The 2,094-nt window shown below is 65.2% G+C and carries 2 protein-coding genes; both read right to left on the bottom strand.

Annotation, left to right across the window (positions count from 1 at the left end; all coding sequences use genetic code 11):
- Window positions 1–64 precede the first annotated feature (64 nt).
- Window positions 65–334 (bottom strand): DUF1330 domain-containing protein, encoded by a 270-nt coding sequence (locus tag H8A95_RS42700; protein WP_229188408.1) that lies wholly within the window; start codon window positions 332–334, stop codon window positions 65–67.
- A gap of 126 nt (window positions 335–460) precedes the next feature.
- Complete coding sequence (locus tag H8A95_RS42695; RefSeq protein ID WP_229188407.1) at window positions 461–1,888, bottom strand: serine hydrolase domain-containing protein; 1,428 nt, start codon at window positions 1,886–1,888, stop codon at window positions 461–463.
- Window positions 1,889–2,094 lie beyond the last annotated feature (206 nt).

Below are 2,094 nucleotides of genomic sequence, written 5' to 3'. Positions count from 1 at the left end.
TTCGCAGGGACGACACTGAGATTGGGAGAGAACGAGCGCCTCGCCTACCCCTCGCCATCGATAATCACAAATCCCCGTCCGAATATTTCTGCCGGATCGCCTTCGCAGCCTGATAGTCCGCGCAGGTGTAGCATTCCATCGCGGTGGCGCGATCCCTGAACTCGATGACGAAGTTGCGCTGGCGCGTTGCGCCTTCCATCACCTCAAAGGGGCCGTTGCGCACGATGAAATTGGCGCCGTATCTGGCGAATACCGGCATCGCGGCGGCGAGATATTCGGGATAGCGCGCTTCGTCGTGCACCGTGACGTGCACGATCCAGTAGGCTTTCGGCATGATGGTCTCCGGCTGAGGCGATTTTCAAAACGGTGGCGCACCTCCTGCGAGATGCGCCGCCGCATCAGAAAATTCCTCGCGCGGAGATTCAATTCACGATCGCGCGGGCGGTGTGTGACGTGCCAGTCAATTGCCGCCCGCGAGCTTCGCGTTGCCGGACGTTGCCGCGACGACATCGCAAACGAGGTCGAACACACCGTCCGCTTGGGGCGGCGTGTTCGGCGAACGGCCAAGCCGCACGATGGCCAGCCGCTGTGACGGCACGATAATCACATACTGCCCGATCGTGCCCTTGGCGAAGAACGCATCGCGCGGCATGCCGTGCTCGACGCGATATTTGGCGCCAAAACTGTCACCGAGATCGGTCCAGAAGCCTGCGCCGATGCCGACCCAGGCATTCGGCGTCGGCGACGCCGAGTATTTCACCCAGCCCGCGGGCAGGATGCGCCGGCCGCCGGCCACGCCGTCGTCGAGATAGAGCTGGCCGAACCGCGCCCAATCGCGTGCGCTCGCCATGATCGCGCCTGATCCTTCCGGCGTGCCCGCCGCATCGAACTGCATGACGACGTTACGCATGCCGAGCGGATCGAACAATTCGCGGCGCGCGAAGCGCAGCACGTCGGCGGCATGGCCGCCGGCCGCGTCGCGGATCAGATGCGAGAGGATGATGAAATTGCCGTCGTGATAATTCCACGCCGCGCCCGGCGCGGTCTCGAGCGAAATGCTCTCGGCGTACGCGGCCATGTCGGATTCCATGTACTTCATCCGGTTGACCGGTTCGAGCGCGGAGGCCAGTGAGGCCTGCAACGAGCTGCCGAGCGCAAGGCCCGCGGTGTGACGCAACAGTTGATCGACCGTGATCGCGTGGCGCGGATCGTCGGGATTTTTCCAGGCGGCGATCGGCACCGGCTGGTCGATCGCGAGCTTGCCGTCGCGCACCAGAATTCCAATCAGGGCCGAGATCACCGATTTGGTCGCGGAGAAACCGAGCAGCGGCGTCTCTGTGCCGATGCCGTCGGCGTAGCGCTCGGCGACGATGCGGCCGTCCTTCATCACGACAACCGCGCGGGTGCGGCGGAATGGCGGCTCGGTCGGCTCGGCAAAGGCGCGATCGAGCGCGACCGCGAGCTGCGGGCTCTGCGGCGCGACGAGCGCGGGACCGGCGATCTCAGGCAGCAGCGCGGCCTGTGGCTTGGCAGGTGGCAATGCGATTTCGGCCAGCGTCTCGCCATGTTCGAGCGTGCAGCCGACACCCTCGCGATAGACCGCATGGCTGCGGCCGAGCCCGAACAGCGTCACGGTGACGTCCCTGCGGTCGAGATCGATCTCGGTGTCCATCGCCCAGGTGATCAGGCCGGCGCCCGGCATCGCCTCGGTGGTCTCAGTCAGGTTCCGCTTCGGGTCGAGCCTACTGACAAAGGTCTCCGAGCAGACGACGTTGGCGACGAAGCCGGTCGCGACCTTCGGGACGTCGCCGGCGCGGGCGGCGGACAGCGCCAACACCCCGCAGGCGGTGGTGGCGGCGAGAATGAAGATGAGCTTTCGACGGGTCACGGGATCCTCCGGCATGGCGCAATGGGTGCGTGGCCGGGATCAGGCCGCAGCGGACGCGAGAGCGCTCGCCGGATTTCGAAATTGGGCTGGCCGAGGATTGGGACGGGCTGGTCGATTCTGGAATTGCTCTGTGATTACAATGGCATTCTGGGATCGCACGCCGTTTTGTGAGATGAGCACGAAGGTTGGGTTCCCTCCCCCCCTTG

Origin of the sequence: Bradyrhizobium oropedii (genome assembly GCF_020889685.1) — a bacterium.
GTDB classification, from domain to species: domain Bacteria; phylum Pseudomonadota; class Alphaproteobacteria; order Rhizobiales; family Xanthobacteraceae; genus Bradyrhizobium; species Bradyrhizobium oropedii.
This window is presented reverse-complemented; position numbering and strand designations above follow the sequence as displayed.

Bases quoted from the DNA above. Each gene is read 5' to 3' on its own strand.
- H8A95_RS42700 (WP_229188408.1), bottom strand. From the start codon at position 334: ATGCCGAAAGCCTACTGGATCGTGCACGTCACGGTGCACGACGAAGCG.